We start from the raw sequence: 16,932 nt of genomic DNA, 5'->3' as shown, positions 1-16,932 counted from the left end.
ACGACACAAACGGACAGATCGTTTAAGTTGTTTTCAATTGCAAGTTGACGAATTTTGATCGCAGCAGAAAGACCCGCAGGGCCTGCGCCTACGATGACGACGTCAAACTCCATCGATTCACGTTCGATGTGTTCCATGTAGGACTCCTCATATTACTATTCGGTGGCAACCATAATCATATGATTGGGTGCTGCCATAAGTGTTCTTGGTTCCTAGACACAAAAATGCTGGTGTCTTTGATAATCTGGGCTAGTATAGTTTTAAAGCCGGTTTTAGCCAATTGGCTGAAACATATTATTTTTCCGTCATTAAGGTCTTCTTTTATGGATAAGCCAGTACCCAGCACAAATCCGACGAAAAAAGTAACTTATCCCGATGATAAAAATTTAATGGATATCGCACAATACTTAAAAGATGCACAGGGCAGTCACAAAAGGTCAATACCCCCTTTGGAGCAATGGCAGCCAAAGCATTGTGGCACAATGGATCTCAAGGTTTTAGCCAACGGCGAATGGTGGCACGAAGGTCAATTGATCAAGCGTCAGCCGATGATTGACCTGTTTGCAACGGTGCTCTGGAAAGAAAACGATAAATTCTATCTAAAAACACCAGTAGAAATGATTGAAATCGAAGTTGAAGATGAACCTTTATTTGTCAATCAGGTCGATCAGGTTGAGATCAATGGAGTGACTTATCTGCAACTGGGCACAACCACGCAAGACCTGATTATTGTCGATGCTGAACATCCAATCTTTATGCGTGAATACAAAGGTGAGTTGCGGCCTTATGTGCATGTGCGTTTTGGGATTAATGCCCTGATTCAGCGTGCGGCATTTTTACATCTGGTCGAGATGGGAGAGCTTGATGAAAATCCGGCAGGCGAAACCGTTTTAAGTTTGAAAAGTGGTGATTTAGACTTGCATTTGAGCACCTGAGGTTTAAGCTTGATCGCTAGAAATTTCAAACAAGCTACCTGCAACGTTATGAGCGCTATTCAACCAATTTCCCAGTTATTAGACCCGATGCCCAATGCCACGGCAGATGCGCCTATTGGCATTTTTGACTCAGGCGTAGGCGGCTTGTCAGTCGCCCTGGAAATTGCCCGCCATTTGCCTAATGAACGCTTTGTCTATTATGCGGATACTGCGCATGTGCCTTATGGCCCGAGAGATGATCAGGAAATTCGTGCCTTGACGGCTCAGGCGATTGAATGGCTTTATCGTCAAGGTTGTAAAGTTGCGGTGGTGGCGTGCAATACCGCTTCCGCTTTTAGTCTGGATTATTTGCGTGACTATTATGGTGAAAACTTTCCGATTATCGGTTTAGTACCCGCACTTAAACCGGCCGTCCTGAATACCCAGTCGAAAACTGTGGCGGTATTGGCCACGCCTGCAACCTTCCGCGGCCAGCTGATTAAAGATGTCATTTCCCGTTTTGCCGAACCGGCTCAAGTCAAAGTCCTGCCTGTGACCAGTCTGGATCTGGTGCCTTTTGTTGAGGCTGGAGAGCAGATGAGTGCAGCCTGTTTGCAGACATTAAAAGAGATTTTACAACCAGTTGTAGATCAGGGCGCTGATTATTTAGTATTAGGATGTACACATTACCCCTTCCTAAAATCGTCAATTCAGTATATTTTTGGTCAAAAGCTGACATTAATTGACTCAGGATTCGCGGTTGCAAGACAAACGGCCCGAATTTTAATTAAAAATGGGTTATTATTTGAGCATGAGTCTAAAGAAAGCGTGAAAATTGAATTGGTGGTGAGTGGGCAGAATGCTGAACAGCTCCGACCGATTTTGCAGCACCTGATTCCGGCCGATTTAAAATGGCAGGTCAGTAATATGAGTGCAGTTTAAAACTCATTTTTATAATTTAAAAAGAAAGATATTTTGATTCTGGGGTGGCCATATTGGGTAAAGAAGCATGTGATGATGCATTTTTTACGCAAATGTACAGGAGAAGAGGATAGCCCATGCTGGATAAACGGTACCAAGTGTTCATCTCAACCTCGGGGGCAGAAATGCAACCGGAGCGTATCATTCTGTCTCAAACACTGGTAGGAATGGGGTTTTTCTCGTGGGGACTGGAACAGCGTACACCGCTGAATACTGCATTTGCACGCCGCCAGATTGATGACTGTGATTATGTCGTGATTCTGCTGGGAAGCCAGTATGGGGAGCAGTCGGTATCGGGTGTCGGCTATATGCATCTCGAATATATTTATGCAGTGACCAAGCAAAAACCGATTATTGTGTTTATGCATGATGATCCGGCATCACGTGAAAGTGCATTGCATGATGCCAAACCGGAATTACAGGAAAAATTCAAGGAATTCCGTCAACTGTTACAGCAGGAAGTGGATCAGGTTTTTACTTACCGCAGCCTGCGCGATCTGGAAATGGCAGTGCGTTTTAACATGCCACAAATGCTGGAGCGCTATCCGGTGACCGGCTGGGTGCGTCCGCAAAACACCCAGGCGCTGCATGACGAGATTGATCAGCTGAAAGCTAAAGTGGCGCAACTGGAACGCGATGGCGGAACTGCAGAAGTCGATCCATTCCTGAGCCTGCCCAAAGTGGCGATGCATGAAATTTTTTCTTTTGAATACCGGATGCATGCTTATCAGGATGGTAATTTTAAAGAAATCAAAGTCCATAAAAAACTGACTTGGGCACAATTGTTGGCGTTATTGGGTTCAACTTTTGTCAATCCGACCCCTGAAGAGTTTTTCTCGAAGCGCATGAATGAATATCTGAATGAAACCGGTCTGCAGGATGCACGGGTGCAGATGCCGCGTGCGCATGCTGTCGCGCGTGCCCAGATGAATATTCGTGCCTTGCATAGTTTAAAAATTCAAATGCGCCAGAATGACTGGATTGTGCCATCCGGTCGTGATGACCGACAGCGCATGCTGTGGCAGATCACGCCAAAAGCGCAAAAGTTGCTGGACAGCAGCTTGCTGGATTTAGATCGCACTTTTCAATATAAGTCAGCGTATTAATCCATAGAGAGAATAAATAAAAAGCTGTTAAAGTACAGGGGTTGATATCCTGACGGACGAACTGAATGTATTCTCCTGCTAAAGCGAAAGTGACGATTATATTGGCAAACTTGGGCACACCAGATGAGCCTACGATTCCAGCGGTACGCCGTTTCCTCAAGCAGTTTTTATCTGATCAGCGTGTGATTGAAATTCCCAAACCGATCTGGCAAATCATTCTGCGCTTATTCATTTTGCCTTTCCGTCCAAAGCGGGTATCACAGGCCTATGCGCAAGTATGGGGACAGGATTCGCCGATGCGTGAAATTCTGTTTGAGCAGGTCGCAGCAGTCAAGACGCATCTCACCCAGCTTTATCCGCAGTTTGAACTGAATGTGGTACCTGCAATGACCTACGGCAATCCGAATATTCAGGATGTCTTGGCACAGGTCTCAGCGCAGCCACAGGAACACGTGATTCTATTTCCCTTGTTTCCACAATATTCTGCCACTTCGACCGCACCTCTATACGATGCAGTGGCGAAATGGGTGGTGAAACAGCGTAATTTACCCGGTTTGACAGTGATCCGGGATTATTATCAACATCCTTTATTTATCCAGTCGTTGGCTCAAAGTGTACGTGATTATCAGGCAATTCATGGTCAACCAGAGAAATTGTTAATGTCTTTCCACGGCATTCCACAGCCCTATGCTGATAAAGGCGATCCTTATGCCGACCGTTGCCGCATCACGGGTAAATTGGTGGCGGAAGCACTAGGTTTAAATGAAGATCAATATGCGATCAGCTTTCAGTCGCGGTTTGGCAAACAGGAGTGGATCAAGCCCTATACCGATGTTTTGCTCGAAGATTGGGCCAAGCAAGGGGTGAAATCAATTCAGGTGATGAGTCCGGCATTTTCCGCGGACTGTCTGGAAACGCTTGAAGAGCTGGCAATCGAAAATGCCGAGACATTTAAAGCACTCGGCGGTGAAAGCTATCGCTATATTCCTGCTTTAAATAGCCGTGAAGATCATTTGCGATTGCTCAATAGTCTGCTTCAGGCTAATCTGGATGCATTGACACAGACACTTGCCCATTAACTTGCCCGAGGTTTTTCAATCCATGTTACAAGTCAAAATTGTTCCAGTTACTGCATTTCAGCAAAACTGTTCCATCGTTTGGGATATGGATACTAAAGAAGCCATTTTGATTGATGCAGGGGGCGAACCTGAAAAACTGAAAGCTGAAGTTGAAGCGCTGGGTTTAACGGTTAAAGCCTTGTGGCTCACTCATGGTCATCTGGATCATGCGGGTGCGGTGGGTGCATTAAAAAAGGCTTGGAATGTCCCAGTAATCGGACCACATAAGGAAGATGCATTCTGGCTCGACATGATTCAGGAAGTTTCTGCACGTTATGGCTTTCCGATTCCGGAAAAAGTCGAAGTGACCCAATGGCTGGAAGGTGGTGAAGTGCTCAAACTCGGCAATGAAGAGTTCGAAGTGCGTTTTGCTCCAGGCCATACGCCGGGTCATGTGATGTTCTATAACAAAAATTATGACTTGTTATGGACAGGTGATGTCTTGTTCAAAGGCTCAATCGGGCGGACTGATTTCCCGCGTGGTAACCATCAACAGCTCTTAGATTCAATTCAGCGAGAATGTTTCAGCCTGCCAGATGAAACCCAATTCATTTCAGGACATGGTCCGATCAGCACCATTGGTTTTGAAAAGCAGCATAATCCTTTTGTTGCAGGTAAAGCGGGTTAAAAGCGTAAATAAAAGACCAATACCATTTGGTCTTTTATTTTTATTCTGAAAAGGGATTATTACGAAGTTGACGCGTTTGCATGTGTATGAGCCAAGCGGCAAAAGCAAAAAGCACACCCAATACAATAAATAAACTATCTTGTTGGAAAATGCCGACTCCCAAAGAAAGAAGTGCGAGTAGACCAACCCCAATTAATATGATTTTTAAAATAATATAACCCATATTATTGCTCTAAAAATAATGTGAAAATTTAGAATAGAACAATAATGCTAAAGCTTTATGAATGATGTTAATTCGTGTTACTTTATCTAAGTAATTTTATAAAATTCATATGATTTATTTACTTAATTTCGACAAGATTCTGCTTTCAGACAGAATTTTCGACAAGGAAGACATTTTATTCTTCGCTGTTGTCGGCTTGTGGTGCATCTTGGGTAGGCAAACTATATTCCTCATTGGCCCAAGCCCCCAGATCAATCATCTTGCAACGTTCTGAACAAAAAGGACGGTAATCATTATCTTCCCAAGTGGTCAGCTTGCCACAGCGTGGACAGTTTAAAGTGGTAGGCATGGGACGACTCCAAAGAAAAATAAAGGTTCGATTAGGCAAATATAGCCGCACTTGTTAGACTTATGCGGTTTTTATTAGTTTGATCTGATTATGCCGATTCGTCAATTTCAAGCACAGCGTATGCATGCGCCCCGTGATTTTCAAAGCATCAGTCCTGAACCGGTCTGCGTCGAAGTGGGAGCGGGTAAAGGTAAACATGCCTTGTTATTCAGCAAGAACAATCCCGACACTCAACTGATTGCGATTGAACGTACCCGGGAAAAATTTCTGGCGATGCAAAAACAGCATGCTGTTGAAGGTCAAACCAATTTACAGACCGTTCATGCCGATGCTTTACCGTGGATCGTGCATGCACTGTATCCGGAGCAGGTAGAACAATTCTTTATTTTATATCCAAATCCTGAGCCGCATAATCCGGCGCAGCGCTGGGTCAATATGCCATTTTTTGAGTTCCTGCTTTCCCGCCTGAAAATCGGTGGAACGATTACGCTGGCCAGTAATATTCCTACTTATATCGAAGAAGCAGAAACACAGGTGCGAGAGCTCTGGAAGCTGCCTTTTGTCAAAGAAGTGATTGCTGCAGATTCGGCGCGTACCCATTTTGAAATTAAATATCTGGAACGTGGCGAATTATGCCAGCAACTGATCATCAGCAAGCCTGAAAGTTATGTAACGCGCTTTGATGATTTCCAGCCTTTACAAGGGCAGAATGCCACCGTCGCGGAATAAGCAGATGAGCAAACGCATTGCTATTGTGGGCGCAGGCCCCGCAGGCTTAATGGCGGCAGAAGTGCTCAGTCAGTTTGGTTATGAGCTGCATGTCTATGAGCAAAAACCGTCTGCTGCGCGTAAATTCCTGATGGCAGGCAAGACCGGTCTGAATATTTCCCATGCTGAGCCTGTGTCACAGTTTGTACAACGTTATGATCAGGTGGAGTGGTTGTCTCCCTGGATCAAACGCTGGGATGCACTCTGGATTCAAGACTGGATGAAGCAGCTCGGCATTGAGCCTTATATCGGTTCATCCGGCCGGGTATTTCCCACAGAGATGAAAGCCGCGCCCTTGCTGCGTGCCTGGCTCAAGCGTTTGGCCAGTGATGGCATCCAGTTTCATTACCGGCATAAAGTCAGCCAGTTGCAGCAGCAACAGCTCGAACTGCATGATCTGAAAAATAATGAATACCGCATTGAAGATTTTGATGCCATTATTCTGGCTTGTGGCGCAGTGTCTTGGTCAGCGTTGGGTAGTGATGGGGCATGGCAAGCCTGGCTGAAACCGGATGAAATTGAGCCATTTCAGGCCAGTAATGCTGGAGTGGAATATCCTTGGTCTCAGTTTATGCAGCCAGTCTTTGGTCAACCTTTAAAGCGTGTCGAGGCATGGGTTGGGCAAGGTGAAAAAACCATTGGCGATATCGTGATCAGTCATTATGGTCTGGAAAGTGGTCTGATCTATAAGCAGGGTCGTGGCTTACGCGAGCAACTAAAACAGGGGCAGCCTATGCAGCTGCATCTGGACCTATTCCCAAATCAAAGCATCGAACAGCTTGCACAAAAATTACAGCCAAGTAAGAAGCAGTCTTTAAGTAATGTCTGGCGTAAAGCCGGAGTGGACGGTGCCAAGGCAGCTCTAGTACGGGAGCTGGTGGCCAAAGCAGTATGGCAAGATTCTGCTGAATTAGCCAAACAGATTAAAGATTTGATTCTTCCACTCAGCGGCTTTCGCTCAATTGATGAGGCGATTAGCTGTGCCGGTGGTGTCAAGCGTGAAGTGTTGTCGAAACAGCTACAACTTAAATCCAATCCGCATGTATTTTTGTGCGGAGAAATGCTGGACTGGGATGCACCGACTGGTGGTTATCTGCTGACCGCCTGCTTCGCCACAGGTCGCGCGGCAGGTGAGGGTGTGCATCAGTTTCTGACAGCACATTAACTCATTTTATGGACAGGACGAACTGACACTTATACTGAAATACAGACTCAACAGATCTGGCCTTGTTGATCCATGCTGTTTTAAAGCTGCCAGTTCAGCCTAGATTATTTTTGTATTTTATCTAAACTGTGTGCCAAACTAGCATCCTAGACTATTCCTTCACTTGCCGGGAAGCTGGTTCTTTCTTGGCGAGATCCGGATATTGCGAACGCCAGCGTTCCAGTTGTTCTTGGGCGTGTAGATATTTCCCTAGACCTTTGACATTCTCACTGGCTTCATTCACGGGTGTAGCTTGAGTCTTGGGAGTATTGAGTAATTTGTCCTGATGTTCCCAGTATTGATACATTAAGCCCTGAATATAACGGCCCTGTTCGGTTTTCAGTTCTAAAGCCTTCAACATATTCAATGCTGACTGGACATGATCACGCTGACGTTGCTGGACAAATTCTTCTGTCATATTTTCATCATCGCGCATGCTGTTTAATTCTTTTTCCAAGTCGCTGCTCATTTCCTGAAAGCGCTGTTCATAATCCGTCAATGCAGCAATATCATGCGGATCATCAGCAGTTTTAGGGAAGTCTTTCAGTGGCTCGGTTTTCAGTTCCTGCATGACTTGATCTGAAGCCGTATTATCTGTTGTCGCTTCAGTCGGAGTTTCGGTCGTTTTCTGGTCACATGCCATCAGCAGCATGGCCGCAGCGAACAACAGCGTTCGTGTCATTCCTGGTATTTTATGCATGATCGCCTCCTGTTTTTAATTACTTTTCTTGAACACATAGATATGGGTGACATAAGGAAAATCGATCATTTCCTCTGCGCTTTTGGCTGTATATTGCTGGATGATCTGTTCAAATTGTTGTTTTAACTGTGCCTGCTGCTGTTCAGGCATGGCTGCAATAAAACTAGTCGAGAGCAGCCGCTTGGATACCACCTGCTCGACACTGCCATGCTGTTGCTGGGTCATTGTGGTTTCTGCATAGGGCTGAAATAGCGTTTGCTGTGCAAAGACCTCGCGCCAGGCACCGCTATGATAGCGCGGCGTATCGCCTTCCAATGGGGCAATACAATCGGCCAAGGCCTGAACCCAGTCCACCCGAGTATCGCGCTGATTCCAAATTAACACCAGATAACCCTGCGGTTTGAGTACCCGATCTAATTCTTGTAAGGTAGCAGAATCGGCAAACCAGTGAAATGACTGTGCACAAAATACCGCATTCAGGCTATGATCAGGCAGGGGAAGTTGATGGCTAACGCCTTCAAGAGCATGAATGTCCGGATGCGCCTGTTGTAATTGAGCCAGCATTTCCGGGACAGGATCAATCGCGATAATGTGCTTACTGAGCGGGCGTAAATAGGGGATAAACTTGCCGGTGCCGCTGCCCAAATCCAAAAGATGCGCATCTGCAGGCAAAGCCAGCGTTTCACTCAGCCACTGGCTGATTTCTGCCGGATAATCGGGACGCACTTGCTGATAGAGCTCAGCCGACGCACTAAAACCCCGTTTTGCTGCAGGATGTAATGATTGTGTCATATTTTGCGCTTTTTAATCTTTTTGATCGATATAAAATAGCATATTCACTTTTTTGACAGCGTTCATTGACTGAATTGTTGTGGAAGGGTTCGATTTACCAGCATGGGAAAGTTATGGACAAGCAGATTGTTTTTGAAGATGAACATATACGCGCGATTTTTATGCCGGGATCTTCTTCAGAACTGATTTTTTCATTTGGCGATTTGATTACCCGTGCCAAGGGCCTCAACATCAATGCAGAAAAGTCACTGGCGAAATTCGAGCTTAATGTGCTTGGTATTATGCCCAAGCATAAATCCTGGTTTCCGCAAGGTTCCATGTGGAACATGTTGCAAGCCATCGCAGATCTGATTGCGCCGTTTCAGCAGCGTATTGCGTATGGCGGTTCGATGGGTGGCTATGCTGCGATCAAGTATTCCCGTGCCTTGGGCGTACAACGGGTGGTGGCGATGGTGCCGCAATACTCGATCGATCCGGAAGATGTACATGATGCCCGTTATAACATGTTCTATCAGCCAGAGCTGAATACAAATATGCGGGTTGCAGCCGAAGATATCGACAACGCCTGCGAATATATTATTGTCTATGATCCCTACTGTGCCGAAGATCGTGCCCATTATCTGAAATTAGAGACACTAATCCCACATCATCATGTGCTGCATCTACCTTTTACCGGACATGATGCGATTGCAGTTTTGGCCAGTTCAGAATTGCTTTATGATTTTTTGGTACATGAATATGATCCAAGCTATTTCTATCAGAAAATGCGCAGGGTCAAGAAAAACAGCAAGTTCTATTATCGCAAGGTGATTGAAAATGTCTTGCCACGACACCGCATGGCCTTGGGACACATTCTGAAAAATAACGATCTGCAACTGGATAACCAGTTTTTTGATGCCAGCCAGAAACAGGTGATTTTGCGGGAATTGTTACGCAATAAGCAGGTCGATCAGCATGACCTGCTCAAACTGGGCATTCATGTGAATTTGCCGCAGGAAAATCGTCAGCTGTTATTGGACCACTATGGACATGGTCTGGTATTTAATGTCATCAGCCATAAAATCGAAAGTTATGCAGAAGGTGCAATTGCCCTGAACCATAAATTTCTGATTCCGATTTATGCCAAAGGTAATGGTTTATTGAGTATTAATCTGAATGATGAACGTTATTTGGTGGTGATGAATGACCGGCATATCATGAAACTGATCAAGGAACAGGATGAGCTTAGTCTGGGCATGCACCCGATTTTAATGAAGCGTTATAGCGATTTTTATATGTTTAGCTATAAGCAGCTGAATCTGAGTACCAATGAGTATGGTGCTGCTGCTTTTATCGACGATAGTGACAAAAATACGCAGTTTGTGACGCACAGTGAGATAAGTTAACTAAAAATTTTTATAAAAAACAATTACTTGACTTGTGATGAGCTTGGCATAATATAGAGATAAGCGGTATAAATAATAAACCAATTATATCGTTCCCGATGGTTGAAACGAAGAAGGGGATCTCTATGATGCAAGTATGTTTTATCTTCGGTTTGGTTCTACCTAATCTGGCGCATGCAGAAACTGTGCATCCTGCAGTGATCATGGTCAGTGCGTCCATCATCTTTATGATTATTCTGTCTGTGTATGTGGTGTATCGAATTCGCAAGTCACTACGTAATCATATGGATAAACCGTTGGATTAATTGCATCAGGCTGGAAACAGGTTGAAAAGCCTCAATGACTTGTTTTAAATGACAGACATAAATTGTCAAACAGGATTGAGGGAACAGCCATGAAAGCCGTTTATTTAGACTATGCTTCTTTAGACCAGCAGGATTTGGACTTTCAGGCACTGCATGCAGTATTTGATTCACTAGTTTTGTATCCGGCGACCTCGGCTGCCGAGATTGCATCCCGTGTAGCTGATGTCGATGTCATCATTACGAATAAGGTGATGATCGATGCAGCTACGATTCAGCAATGCCCTCAACTCAAACTCATTTTAATCTCTGCAACCGGCACCAATAATGTCGACCTTGAGGCGGCCAAAGCGCAAGGGATCGTCGTGTGTAACTGTCAGGCTTATGGCACTTCGGCAGTCGCGCAGCATACCATCATGTTGATGCTCAATCTGGCGACTTCATTCCTGTCTTATCAACGTGCATTAGAACAAGGCGAATGGCAAAAAGCCAGTCAGTTCTGTTTGCTGGATGCGCCAATTGTCGAGCTGGCCGGAAAAACATTGGGCATTGTGGGTTATGGCGAACTGGGCCATGCGGTGGCGAAACTGGCCGAAGCCTTTGGCATGAAAGTGCTTATTGCCGCGCTGCCAAATCGTCCGGCGGATGCATCCCGTATCCCATTTACCGAGCTGCTTCCTCAAGTCGATTTTTTAACTTTGCATTGTCCACTCACTGAAGATACCCACCATTTAATCAGTCATGCTGAACTGGATGCAATGAAAAGCAGTGCATTTTTAATTAACTGTGCGCGTGGTGGAATTGTTGATGAAGCGGCATTGGTTGAGGCTCTGCGTGCAGGCAAGATTGCCGGTGCAGCGACGGATGTACTCACGGTAGAGCCACCGAAACAGGGCAATGTACTACTTGATTCAACGATTCCCAACCTGATTGTGACACCGCATAATGCGTGGGGCAGTGTTGATGCACGACAACGGATTGTGGATCAAATGGTGGAAAATGTAGCAGCATTTAAACAAGGTCAGCCGATCCGACAGGTCAATTGATAGATCGCGTCGATACAAGATAATAGTTTTATTCGCTAAAAATAAAAAAGCCCATCACGGGCTTTTCTTATCAATCGGTTACCGCATAACTGGTGGCTGATCCAGACTGGGGTTGAGGCTGTGGTGTATTTGGGTTTTGCGTCGCATTTGACTGGCTTAAAGGCTGCTGCACGATAGGTGCCTGCTGTGAATTGCCACGCCAGACTTCTTTAGTCTGCTGGATTTTCTGACCAGTTTGCTGGGCTGCCTGAGTTGCTCCCTGATCTACCTTTTGCAGTGTATCCGAGGTTGCAGATTTGGTATTGCTCCAGGCCCGGTCTACCCCTGGCTTGATTTTGGCAATGCCTTTTTCCGTTGCTTCACCGACTTTCTCGGCGGTATTAATCACGCCTTCCTGTGCTTTATAAGCAAAGACATGCAGCAGGTTCGGATTTTCACCATAAGGCTTAACCGGTTTAGCAGACTGAGTCGTGGTTTGTGCGAATGCTGGAACAGAAAGCATTAAAGCTGTCGTTAAAATAATTGGGGTTTTGATATTCATTATGGATCGACCTCGAATTCGTCTAAGTGCGGTCTGAGTTTGTTTTTCAGTGTAACGGATAATGGGCCAAAAACAATGAATATCCTGTGAAGAGTGCAGAGCTTTCAGGTGGATCTGTGCCGAAATATTGTAATTTTTAAAGAAAGGGCAGTAGAAATTAGCCCAAGTGTCGAATTGATTTTTAGCAAAATAAAAGCCCTGTTCTTAGACTAGAAACAAGGCGATTTTTTTAGTCACATTGTGTCAGGGCATCTTTGGCGAAATGTTCGCGTAAGCTGACAAAGTTCTTTTGTACGCCTGCATCGTGCAGGTCAAATTTTTGTGCAGTGCTAGTACCGTCGCGCTGGAAAGTCGCTGAGCCGGCATCGATTAGAGTCATGCCTTTAAATGACCATTGTTCAATGACACGGTTATTGCCAATATCGCCGGTGAATTCAATCACGCATTTGTCGAGAAATTTGGTCAGTTTTGCCTTGTTGTTGGTGGTAGCTGGAACAACTTCGAGGTTTTGGACTTCCTGTAAGACGCCAACCTGAAGCTGTGGGATTTTTGGTGCAGATGTACAAGCTGTAACTGCGATACTCGCAAGACCAGTCAGAATGAGTGTTTTAAATTTCATATGATTCTTTCTTGTTGAGTGTTGTTAGGTTGAGTATAGGGAATCGGTTAGAAAATGACTATAGCTCAATGATTAACGATTCCAATCCTGCGTACGAATACGACCAGTTTGATAATAAATTGAGACTAATTCAATAAAATTTTTAAAGTCGGAATTTTCATTTAAAATTCGATTTATTGATTGCCAATCCACTTCTGGTCTCCGGCGAGCAGGAAGCAAAATTTCGCTTTCAGTAGGATTTTCAGGAATTAAAATTATTACACCAATACCATGGAGGGCTGAGAGCATACGAAGTTCTTCTTCAACTTCATTGGTAGAAATTGAGGTCGCAACTAAATATCCTTCATTTGCCCAACTAGAATTACTTACTGCTTGGAAAAAACTACTTCTAATATTTGAGTTATTTAGTTCTTTTTTTACCTCGAATGACCAAAGTCGAACATTTTGTCCAGAACTATGCTTTACACAAGTTTTAACTAGATCATTCCATTTATTATCTAATGCTTGCATTGCCACAATATCTGGATGTAGCCATTGATTACCATTTTGTCCTCTAGTATTTGATGATCTTTTTTCATCAATTCTTAATGTAAGCAAATTGAGTTCTTGGGATAGGTATTCTATCAATACAGGATATAAGTCATATTCTGAAAATATTTTTTCTTGAATCGATGGGGGATTATTGTCTTCTGCATCAATAATTAATGAATTATGGAAGTCAATTCCTTTTACTGGTGAAAGATTTGAAGTTGGTTCATACCAATATTGGCGTGGACTTGGTTTTTCTTGATATTTTACACAAGGATTATTTTGAATTAAGTCTGGGAAAATACTATATAACTCTCGAATAACTTGTTGTTTAAAAGCACTTTCATTGTTTTCAAATTTAATATTATTTCTTTTCTCAATATAGTCTTGAGGATATGTAGCAATTAATTTATCAGCAATAAATCTAGCTGTAAATTTTTGGTTAGGATTAGATTTTAAAAATTCTAATGCTTTTTGTGCTTGTGATAATTTCATATTATTGAGAAAAATAAAAAACCCCACTATTTCTAGCAGGGTTTTAATTTTATTTCAAATGTCTGACTTAGTGCTGTAATACCGAAATATCAGCCACTTTCGTAAACAAGCCTCGAAGCTGCGCAAGCATACGTAAACGGTTTGCTTTCAGGTCAGCATCATCAGCCATCACCATGACGCCGTCAAAGAACGCATCCACTGGCGCACGAAGTGCAGCAAGTGCAGACAACGCAGCAGTATAGTCTTTAGCAGCAAATAACGGCTCAACTTGAGGCGCAATTTTAGCAAGTTCAGCGAACAATGCTTTTTCAGCATCTTCAACCAAGTTTACTTCAACTACAGCACCTTCAGGAGCAGTTTCTTTTGCCAGAATGTTGGCAACACGCTTGTTCGCAGCAGCAAGAGCAGCCGCTTCAGGTAATGCACGGAAGTGATTAACCGCATTTACACGCTTGTCAAAATCAAGCGGTGATTTTGGCGATAACGCCTGAACAGCTTGAATCACATCAACAGCCACGCCTTGGTCTTCGTATTTCGCACGGTAACGACCTTCAAGGAATGCAACAGCATCCGCCAAAGTCTTGTCGTGATCTTTCAATACATCGCCATAAGCAGCAAGTGCAAGTTTGATCAAATCTTCAATTGAAACATCAAGCTCGTTTTCAGTCACAAGACGCAAAATACCAATTGCAGAACGACGTAGTGCAAATGGGTCTTTAGAACCTGTAGGCGCTTGACCAATACCGAAAATACCTGTGAGCGTATCTAAACGATCCGCAAGAGCAATGGTTGTACCAGTTTTGGTTTTCGGTAAAACGTCACCTGCGAATTTAGGTAAGTATTGCTCACCTAAAGACTCAGCCACTTCCGCATTTTCACCTTCAAGACGTGCGTAGTAAGTACCTGCAATACCTTGAAGTTCAGGGAATTCACCCACAAGCTCAGAAGTTAAGTCACATTTTGCAAGAAGCGCCGCTTTTTCAGCATCTTCCGCTTTTGCACCTGTAATAGGCGCAAGTGCTACAGCCAATTTCGCAATACGTTCAGACTTGTTCCAAAGCGTACCCAATTCAGCTTGGAATACCATGTTTGCAAGTTTCTCTTTACGAGATGCAAGCGGTTGCTTTTGATCTTGTAAGAAGAAGAATTCAGCATCTGACAAACGTGGACGAACCACTTTCTCGTTACCTTCAATAATTTGTGTCGGGTCTTTCGACTCGATGTTTGACACAGTAATGAAGTAAGGTTGAAGTTTATTGTCAGCGTTCACTAAGCAGAAGTACTTCTGGTTGTCCTGCATCGTGGTGATCAATGCTTCTTGAGGAACAGCAAGGAAGCGTTCTTCGAAGCTTGCACGAAGCGCAACAGGCCATTCAACGAGTGCAGTCACTTCGTCACGAAGATCCGCAGGGACAATTGCAATGGCATTCACTTCATCAGCAAGTGCTTTGACTTGTTGATCGATGATGGCTTGACGCTTTTCAAAAGACGCTACAACGTAAGCCGCTTTTAACTTCGCTAAGTATTCGTCTGCATGCGCTAAAGTGATTGCTTCAGGTGCATGGAAACGGTGGCCATAAGTCACGTTACCTGCTTTGTGGTCTTGAATTGTTGCATCAACCACATCGTTGTCTTTCAACAACACAACCCATTTCACAGGACGTACGAATTCAGTACGGCTTGCCGCAGAACGCATACGTTTTGCGATTGGAAGATTATCCAATGCATTTTGTAAAATTTGTGGCAATAAAACGTCAAGGCTTTGACCTTTGACATCTTTTAAATAGCATACTTTTTCAACTTTACCTGCTTGGAAAGTTGATACTTGATCAACCGTGATGCCTTGACCACGCATAAAGCCTTCAAGTGCTTTCGTCGGGTTGCCTTCAGCATCAAAGGCTGCCTGTTTGGCAGGGCCGTCAAAACGTTTTTGTGTGTCTGCTTGTGCAGCATCAACATTGACAATTTTAAGTGCAAGACGACGTGGTGCTGCATAGGCTTCGATTGAATCAAAAGCAAGACCAGCATCTTTTAAGCCTTTTACGGTTTCTGCATGTAAGGCATCACGTAATTTTTTCAGGCTTTTTGGTGGAAGTTCTTCACAACCCAATTCGAACAAAACGGTATGTTTAGACATTATTTGCTCTCCTTGTTTGCTTCTTTCGCTTCTGCTTCAACTTGTGCTTTTAACTGTGCCAACACTTCATCACGTAATGCAGGTTCAGCCATTGGGAAACCAAGTTCCGCACGTGCAGCCACATAGCTTTGTGCAATTGAACGGGCTAAGGTACGTACACGTAAAATATAACGTTGACGTTCAGTCACAGAAATCGCGCCACGCGCATCCAATAAGTTGAAGCTGTGTGATGCTTTCACGACTTGCTCATATGCAGGCAGTGGAAGTTTCGCTTCAATTAAGCGCGTTGCCTCAGCTTCGTAGAAATCGAACAATTCAAACATTTTTTCAACGTTGGCATATTCGAAGTTATAGGTCGATTGTTCCACTTCATTTTGATGGAACACATCACCATACGTTACCGTACCGAACTGACCTTTGGTCCAAACCAAATCATAAACAGAGTCTACACCTTGCAAGTACATTGCAAGACGTTCAAGACCGTAAGTGATTTCGCCAGTCACAGGGTAGCACTCAACACCACCGACTTGCTGGAAGTACGTGAACTGCGTTACTTCCATACCGTTTAACCAAACTTCCCAACCTAAGCCCCAAGCACCCAGTGTTGGAGATTCCCAGTTGTCTTCTACGAAACGAATATCGTGAACTAAAGGATCAATACCGATCGCTTTTAATGAATCGAGATAAAGCTGCTGGATATTGTCCGGGTTTGGCTTAAGCACCACCTGGAATTGATAATAATGTTGCAAACGGTTCGGGTTTTCACCATAACGACCATCTTTCGGACGACGTGACGGTTGAACATAAGCGGCATTCCAGGTTTCAGGACCCAGCGCACGAAGGAAAGTCGCAGTGTGGAATGTCCCTGCACCCATTTCCATATCATAAGGTTGCAAAATGACGCAGCCTTGCTCCGCCCAGTAAGTTTGTAAGGCAAGAATTAAGCCTTGGAAGGTATCAATATGCGATATGGCGCGACTCATGGTCATCCACTTAAAATTAGAGAAAAATTGTGCTCAATTATAAGGACTTTGCAGGGGAGTGGCAAAGGGTTAATGTACGGATACTTTTTTGAAAAAAATAAAACAGGCTTAAA

Annotated in this window: 20 protein-coding genes; 10 read left to right on the top strand and 10 right to left on the bottom strand. The window is 44.1% G+C overall.

Going from position 1 to position 16,932, the window contains the following annotated elements:
• Positions 1–137: FAD-dependent oxidoreductase (locus ACP7BU_RS07515; protein ID WP_253102010.1), on the bottom strand; the 137-nt coding region annotated here is incomplete at its 3' end.
• A 186-nt stretch (positions 138–323) separates the two neighbouring features.
• Between ACP7BU_RS07515 and ACP7BU_RS07510 the strand changes: the two genes are divergently transcribed.
• From ACP7BU_RS07510 to ACP7BU_RS07490, 5 genes are all read left to right on the top strand, one after another.
• Entirely contained in the window at positions 324–935 is a 612-nt protein-coding gene (locus ACP7BU_RS07510; protein ID WP_004278560.1) for a DUF1285 domain-containing protein, read from the top strand.
• Positions 936–983: 48 nt separating this feature from the next.
• Positions 984–1,856 carry a glutamate racemase gene (gene murI / locus ACP7BU_RS07505; RefSeq protein ID WP_004729363.1) on the top strand — a complete coding sequence of 291 codons (873 nt, stop codon included), beginning with the start codon at positions 984–986 and terminating at the stop codon, positions 1,854–1,856.
• Positions 1,857–1,972: 116 nt separating this feature from the next.
• Positions 1,973–3,001, top strand: coding sequence for a DUF4062 domain-containing protein (locus ACP7BU_RS07500; protein WP_005267549.1), 1,029 nt, complete (start codon positions 1,973–1,975; stop codon positions 2,999–3,001).
• A gap of 65 nt (positions 3,002–3,066) precedes the next feature.
• Positions 3,067–4,080, top strand: coding sequence for a ferrochelatase (hemH, locus tag ACP7BU_RS07495; RefSeq protein WP_278357564.1), 1,014 nt, complete (start codon positions 3,067–3,069; stop codon positions 4,078–4,080).
• A gap of 22 nt (positions 4,081–4,102) precedes the next feature.
• Positions 4,103–4,747 carry an MBL fold metallo-hydrolase gene (locus tag ACP7BU_RS07490; protein ID WP_425879022.1) on the top strand — a complete coding sequence of 215 codons (645 nt, stop codon included), beginning with the start codon at positions 4,103–4,105 and terminating at the stop codon, positions 4,745–4,747.
• A gap of 40 nt (positions 4,748–4,787) precedes the next feature.
• Here the strand turns inward: ACP7BU_RS07490 and ACP7BU_RS07485 are convergent, their stop codons facing one another.
• Both ACP7BU_RS07485 and ACP7BU_RS07480 read right to left on the bottom strand, forming a co-directional pair.
• Entirely contained in the window at positions 4,788–4,970 is a 183-nt protein-coding gene (locus ACP7BU_RS07485) for a hypothetical protein (RefSeq protein WP_086044179.1), read from the bottom strand.
• 175 nt (positions 4,971–5,145) lie between these two features.
• Positions 5,146–5,319, bottom strand: coding sequence for a DNA gyrase inhibitor YacG (locus ACP7BU_RS07480; protein ID WP_005245864.1), 174 nt, complete (start codon positions 5,317–5,319; stop codon positions 5,146–5,148).
• Positions 5,320–5,403: 84 nt separating this feature from the next.
• Between ACP7BU_RS07480 and ACP7BU_RS07475 the strand changes: the two genes are divergently transcribed.
• Together ACP7BU_RS07475 and ACP7BU_RS07470 are read left to right on the top strand one after the other, a co-directional pair.
• Positions 5,404–6,048 carry an SAM-dependent methyltransferase gene (locus ACP7BU_RS07475; RefSeq protein WP_425879272.1) on the top strand — a complete coding sequence of 215 codons (645 nt, stop codon included), beginning with the start codon at positions 5,404–5,406 and terminating at the stop codon, positions 6,046–6,048.
• 4 nt (positions 6,049–6,052) lie between these two features.
• Positions 6,053–7,252, top strand: a complete 1,200-nt coding sequence (locus ACP7BU_RS07470) for a TIGR03862 family flavoprotein (RefSeq protein WP_425879024.1) — start codon at positions 6,053–6,055, stop codon at positions 7,250–7,252.
• Between the two features lie 151 nt (positions 7,253–7,403).
• Here ACP7BU_RS07470 and ACP7BU_RS07465 read toward each other — a convergent pair whose 3' ends face one another.
• Together ACP7BU_RS07465 and ACP7BU_RS07460 are read right to left on the bottom strand one after the other, a co-directional pair.
• Positions 7,404–7,991: a hypothetical protein gene (locus ACP7BU_RS07465; protein ID WP_004647351.1), complete on the bottom strand. Its 588-nt coding sequence runs from the start codon at positions 7,989–7,991 to the stop codon at positions 7,404–7,406.
• 15 nt (positions 7,992–8,006) lie between these two features.
• On the bottom strand, positions 8,007–8,783 hold the full coding sequence (locus ACP7BU_RS07460) for a class I SAM-dependent methyltransferase (RefSeq protein WP_425879026.1): 777 nt from the start codon (positions 8,781–8,783) through the stop codon (positions 8,007–8,009).
• Between the two features lie 113 nt (positions 8,784–8,896).
• Here ACP7BU_RS07460 and ACP7BU_RS07455 point away from each other — a divergent pair, with 113 nt between their 5' ends.
• From ACP7BU_RS07455 to ACP7BU_RS07445, 3 genes are all read left to right on the top strand, one after another.
• The gene (locus ACP7BU_RS07455) at positions 8,897–10,168 is read left to right on the top strand and encodes a hypothetical protein (protein ID WP_425879028.1); all 1,272 of its coding nucleotides are present in this window, start codon (positions 8,897–8,899) and stop codon (positions 10,166–10,168) included.
• A 125-nt stretch (positions 10,169–10,293) separates the two neighbouring features.
• Entirely contained in the window at positions 10,294–10,473 is a 180-nt protein-coding gene (locus tag ACP7BU_RS07450; protein ID WP_004729374.1) for a hypothetical protein, read from the top strand.
• Between the two features lie 89 nt (positions 10,474–10,562).
• The gene (locus ACP7BU_RS07445; protein ID WP_425879030.1) at positions 10,563–11,516 is read left to right on the top strand and encodes a 2-hydroxyacid dehydrogenase; all 954 of its coding nucleotides are present in this window, start codon (positions 10,563–10,565) and stop codon (positions 11,514–11,516) included.
• A gap of 70 nt (positions 11,517–11,586) precedes the next feature.
• Here ACP7BU_RS07445 and ACP7BU_RS07440 read toward each other — a convergent pair whose 3' ends face one another.
• From ACP7BU_RS07440 to glyQ, 5 genes are all read right to left on the bottom strand, one after another.
• Entirely contained in the window at positions 11,587–12,057 is a 471-nt protein-coding gene (locus ACP7BU_RS07440) for a hypothetical protein (RefSeq protein WP_425879032.1), read from the bottom strand.
• 229 nt (positions 12,058–12,286) lie between these two features.
• A complete protein-coding gene (locus ACP7BU_RS07435) occupies positions 12,287–12,676 on the bottom strand; it encodes a hypothetical protein (RefSeq protein ID WP_004278545.1) in 390 nt (129 codons plus the stop codon).
• A 72-nt stretch (positions 12,677–12,748) separates the two neighbouring features.
• A complete protein-coding gene (locus ACP7BU_RS07430; protein WP_005250534.1) occupies positions 12,749–13,699 on the bottom strand; it encodes a COG2958 family protein in 951 nt (316 codons plus the stop codon).
• A 67-nt stretch (positions 13,700–13,766) separates the two neighbouring features.
• Complete coding sequence (gene glyS / locus ACP7BU_RS07425; RefSeq protein WP_425879035.1) at positions 13,767–15,836, bottom strand: glycine--tRNA ligase subunit beta; 2,070 nt, start codon at positions 15,834–15,836, stop codon at positions 13,767–13,769.
• On the bottom strand, positions 15,836–16,819 hold the full coding sequence (gene glyQ / locus ACP7BU_RS07420; protein WP_005102966.1) for a glycine--tRNA ligase subunit alpha: 984 nt from the start codon (positions 16,817–16,819) through the stop codon (positions 15,836–15,838). Before glyQ ends, glyS begins: the two co-directional genes overlap by 1 nt.
• Positions 16,820–16,932 lie beyond the last annotated feature (113 nt).

The sequence above is a fragment of the Acinetobacter sp. 40AMC3-4 genome (assembly GCF_049898185.1).
GTDB lineage: Bacteria > Pseudomonadota > Gammaproteobacteria > Pseudomonadales > Moraxellaceae > Acinetobacter.
The sequence above is the reverse complement of the archived record's forward strand: the minus strand, read 5'-3'. Positions and strand labels throughout refer to the sequence as shown.

Excerpts from the sequence above, each read along its gene's own strand:
- ACP7BU_RS07435 (WP_004278545.1), bottom strand. The coding sequence starts at position 12,676 with ATGAAATTTAAAACACTCATTCTGACTGGTCTTGCGAGTATCGCAGTT.
- glyS (WP_425879035.1), bottom strand. The coding sequence starts at position 15,836 with ATGTCTAAACATACCGTTTTGTTCGAATTGGGTTGTGAAGAACTTCCA.
- glyQ (WP_005102966.1), bottom strand. The coding sequence starts at position 16,819 with ATGAGTCGCGCCATATCGCATATTGATACCTTCCAAGGCTTAATTCTT.
- ACP7BU_RS07510 (WP_004278560.1), top strand. The coding sequence starts at position 324 with ATGGATAAGCCAGTACCCAGCACAAATCCGACGAAAAAAGTAACTTAT.
- ACP7BU_RS07470 (WP_425879024.1), top strand. The coding sequence starts at position 6,053 with ATGAGCAAACGCATTGCTATTGTGGGCGCAGGCCCCGCAGGCTTAATG.
- murI (WP_004729363.1), top strand. The coding sequence starts at position 984 with ATGAGCGCTATTCAACCAATTTCCCAGTTATTAGACCCGATGCCCAAT.
- ACP7BU_RS07485 (WP_086044179.1), bottom strand. The coding sequence starts at position 4,970 with ATGGGTTATATTATTTTAAAAATCATATTAATTGGGGTTGGTCTACTC.
- ACP7BU_RS07490 (WP_425879022.1), top strand. The coding sequence starts at position 4,103 with ATGTTACAAGTCAAAATTGTTCCAGTTACTGCATTTCAGCAAAACTGT.
- ACP7BU_RS07440 (WP_425879032.1), bottom strand. The coding sequence starts at position 12,057 with ATGAATATCAAAACCCCAATTATTTTAACGACAGCTTTAATGCTTTCT.
- ACP7BU_RS07455 (WP_425879028.1), top strand. The coding sequence starts at position 8,897 with ATGGACAAGCAGATTGTTTTTGAAGATGAACATATACGCGCGATTTTT.
- ACP7BU_RS07445 (WP_425879030.1), top strand. The coding sequence starts at position 10,563 with ATGAAAGCCGTTTATTTAGACTATGCTTCTTTAGACCAGCAGGATTTG.
- ACP7BU_RS07450 (WP_004729374.1), top strand. The coding sequence starts at position 10,294 with ATGATGCAAGTATGTTTTATCTTCGGTTTGGTTCTACCTAATCTGGCG.
- ACP7BU_RS07465 (WP_004647351.1), bottom strand. The coding sequence starts at position 7,991 with ATGCATAAAATACCAGGAATGACACGAACGCTGTTGTTCGCTGCGGCC.
- hemH (WP_278357564.1), top strand. The coding sequence starts at position 3,067 with ATGTATTCTCCTGCTAAAGCGAAAGTGACGATTATATTGGCAAACTTG.
- ACP7BU_RS07460 (WP_425879026.1), bottom strand. The coding sequence starts at position 8,783 with ATGACACAATCATTACATCCTGCAGCAAAACGGGGTTTTAGTGCGTCG.
- ACP7BU_RS07500 (WP_005267549.1), top strand. The coding sequence starts at position 1,973 with ATGCTGGATAAACGGTACCAAGTGTTCATCTCAACCTCGGGGGCAGAA.
- ACP7BU_RS07480 (WP_005245864.1), bottom strand. The coding sequence starts at position 5,319 with ATGCCTACCACTTTAAACTGTCCACGCTGTGGCAAGCTGACCACTTGG.
- ACP7BU_RS07430 (WP_005250534.1), bottom strand. The coding sequence starts at position 13,699 with ATGAAATTATCACAAGCACAAAAAGCATTAGAATTTTTAAAATCTAAT.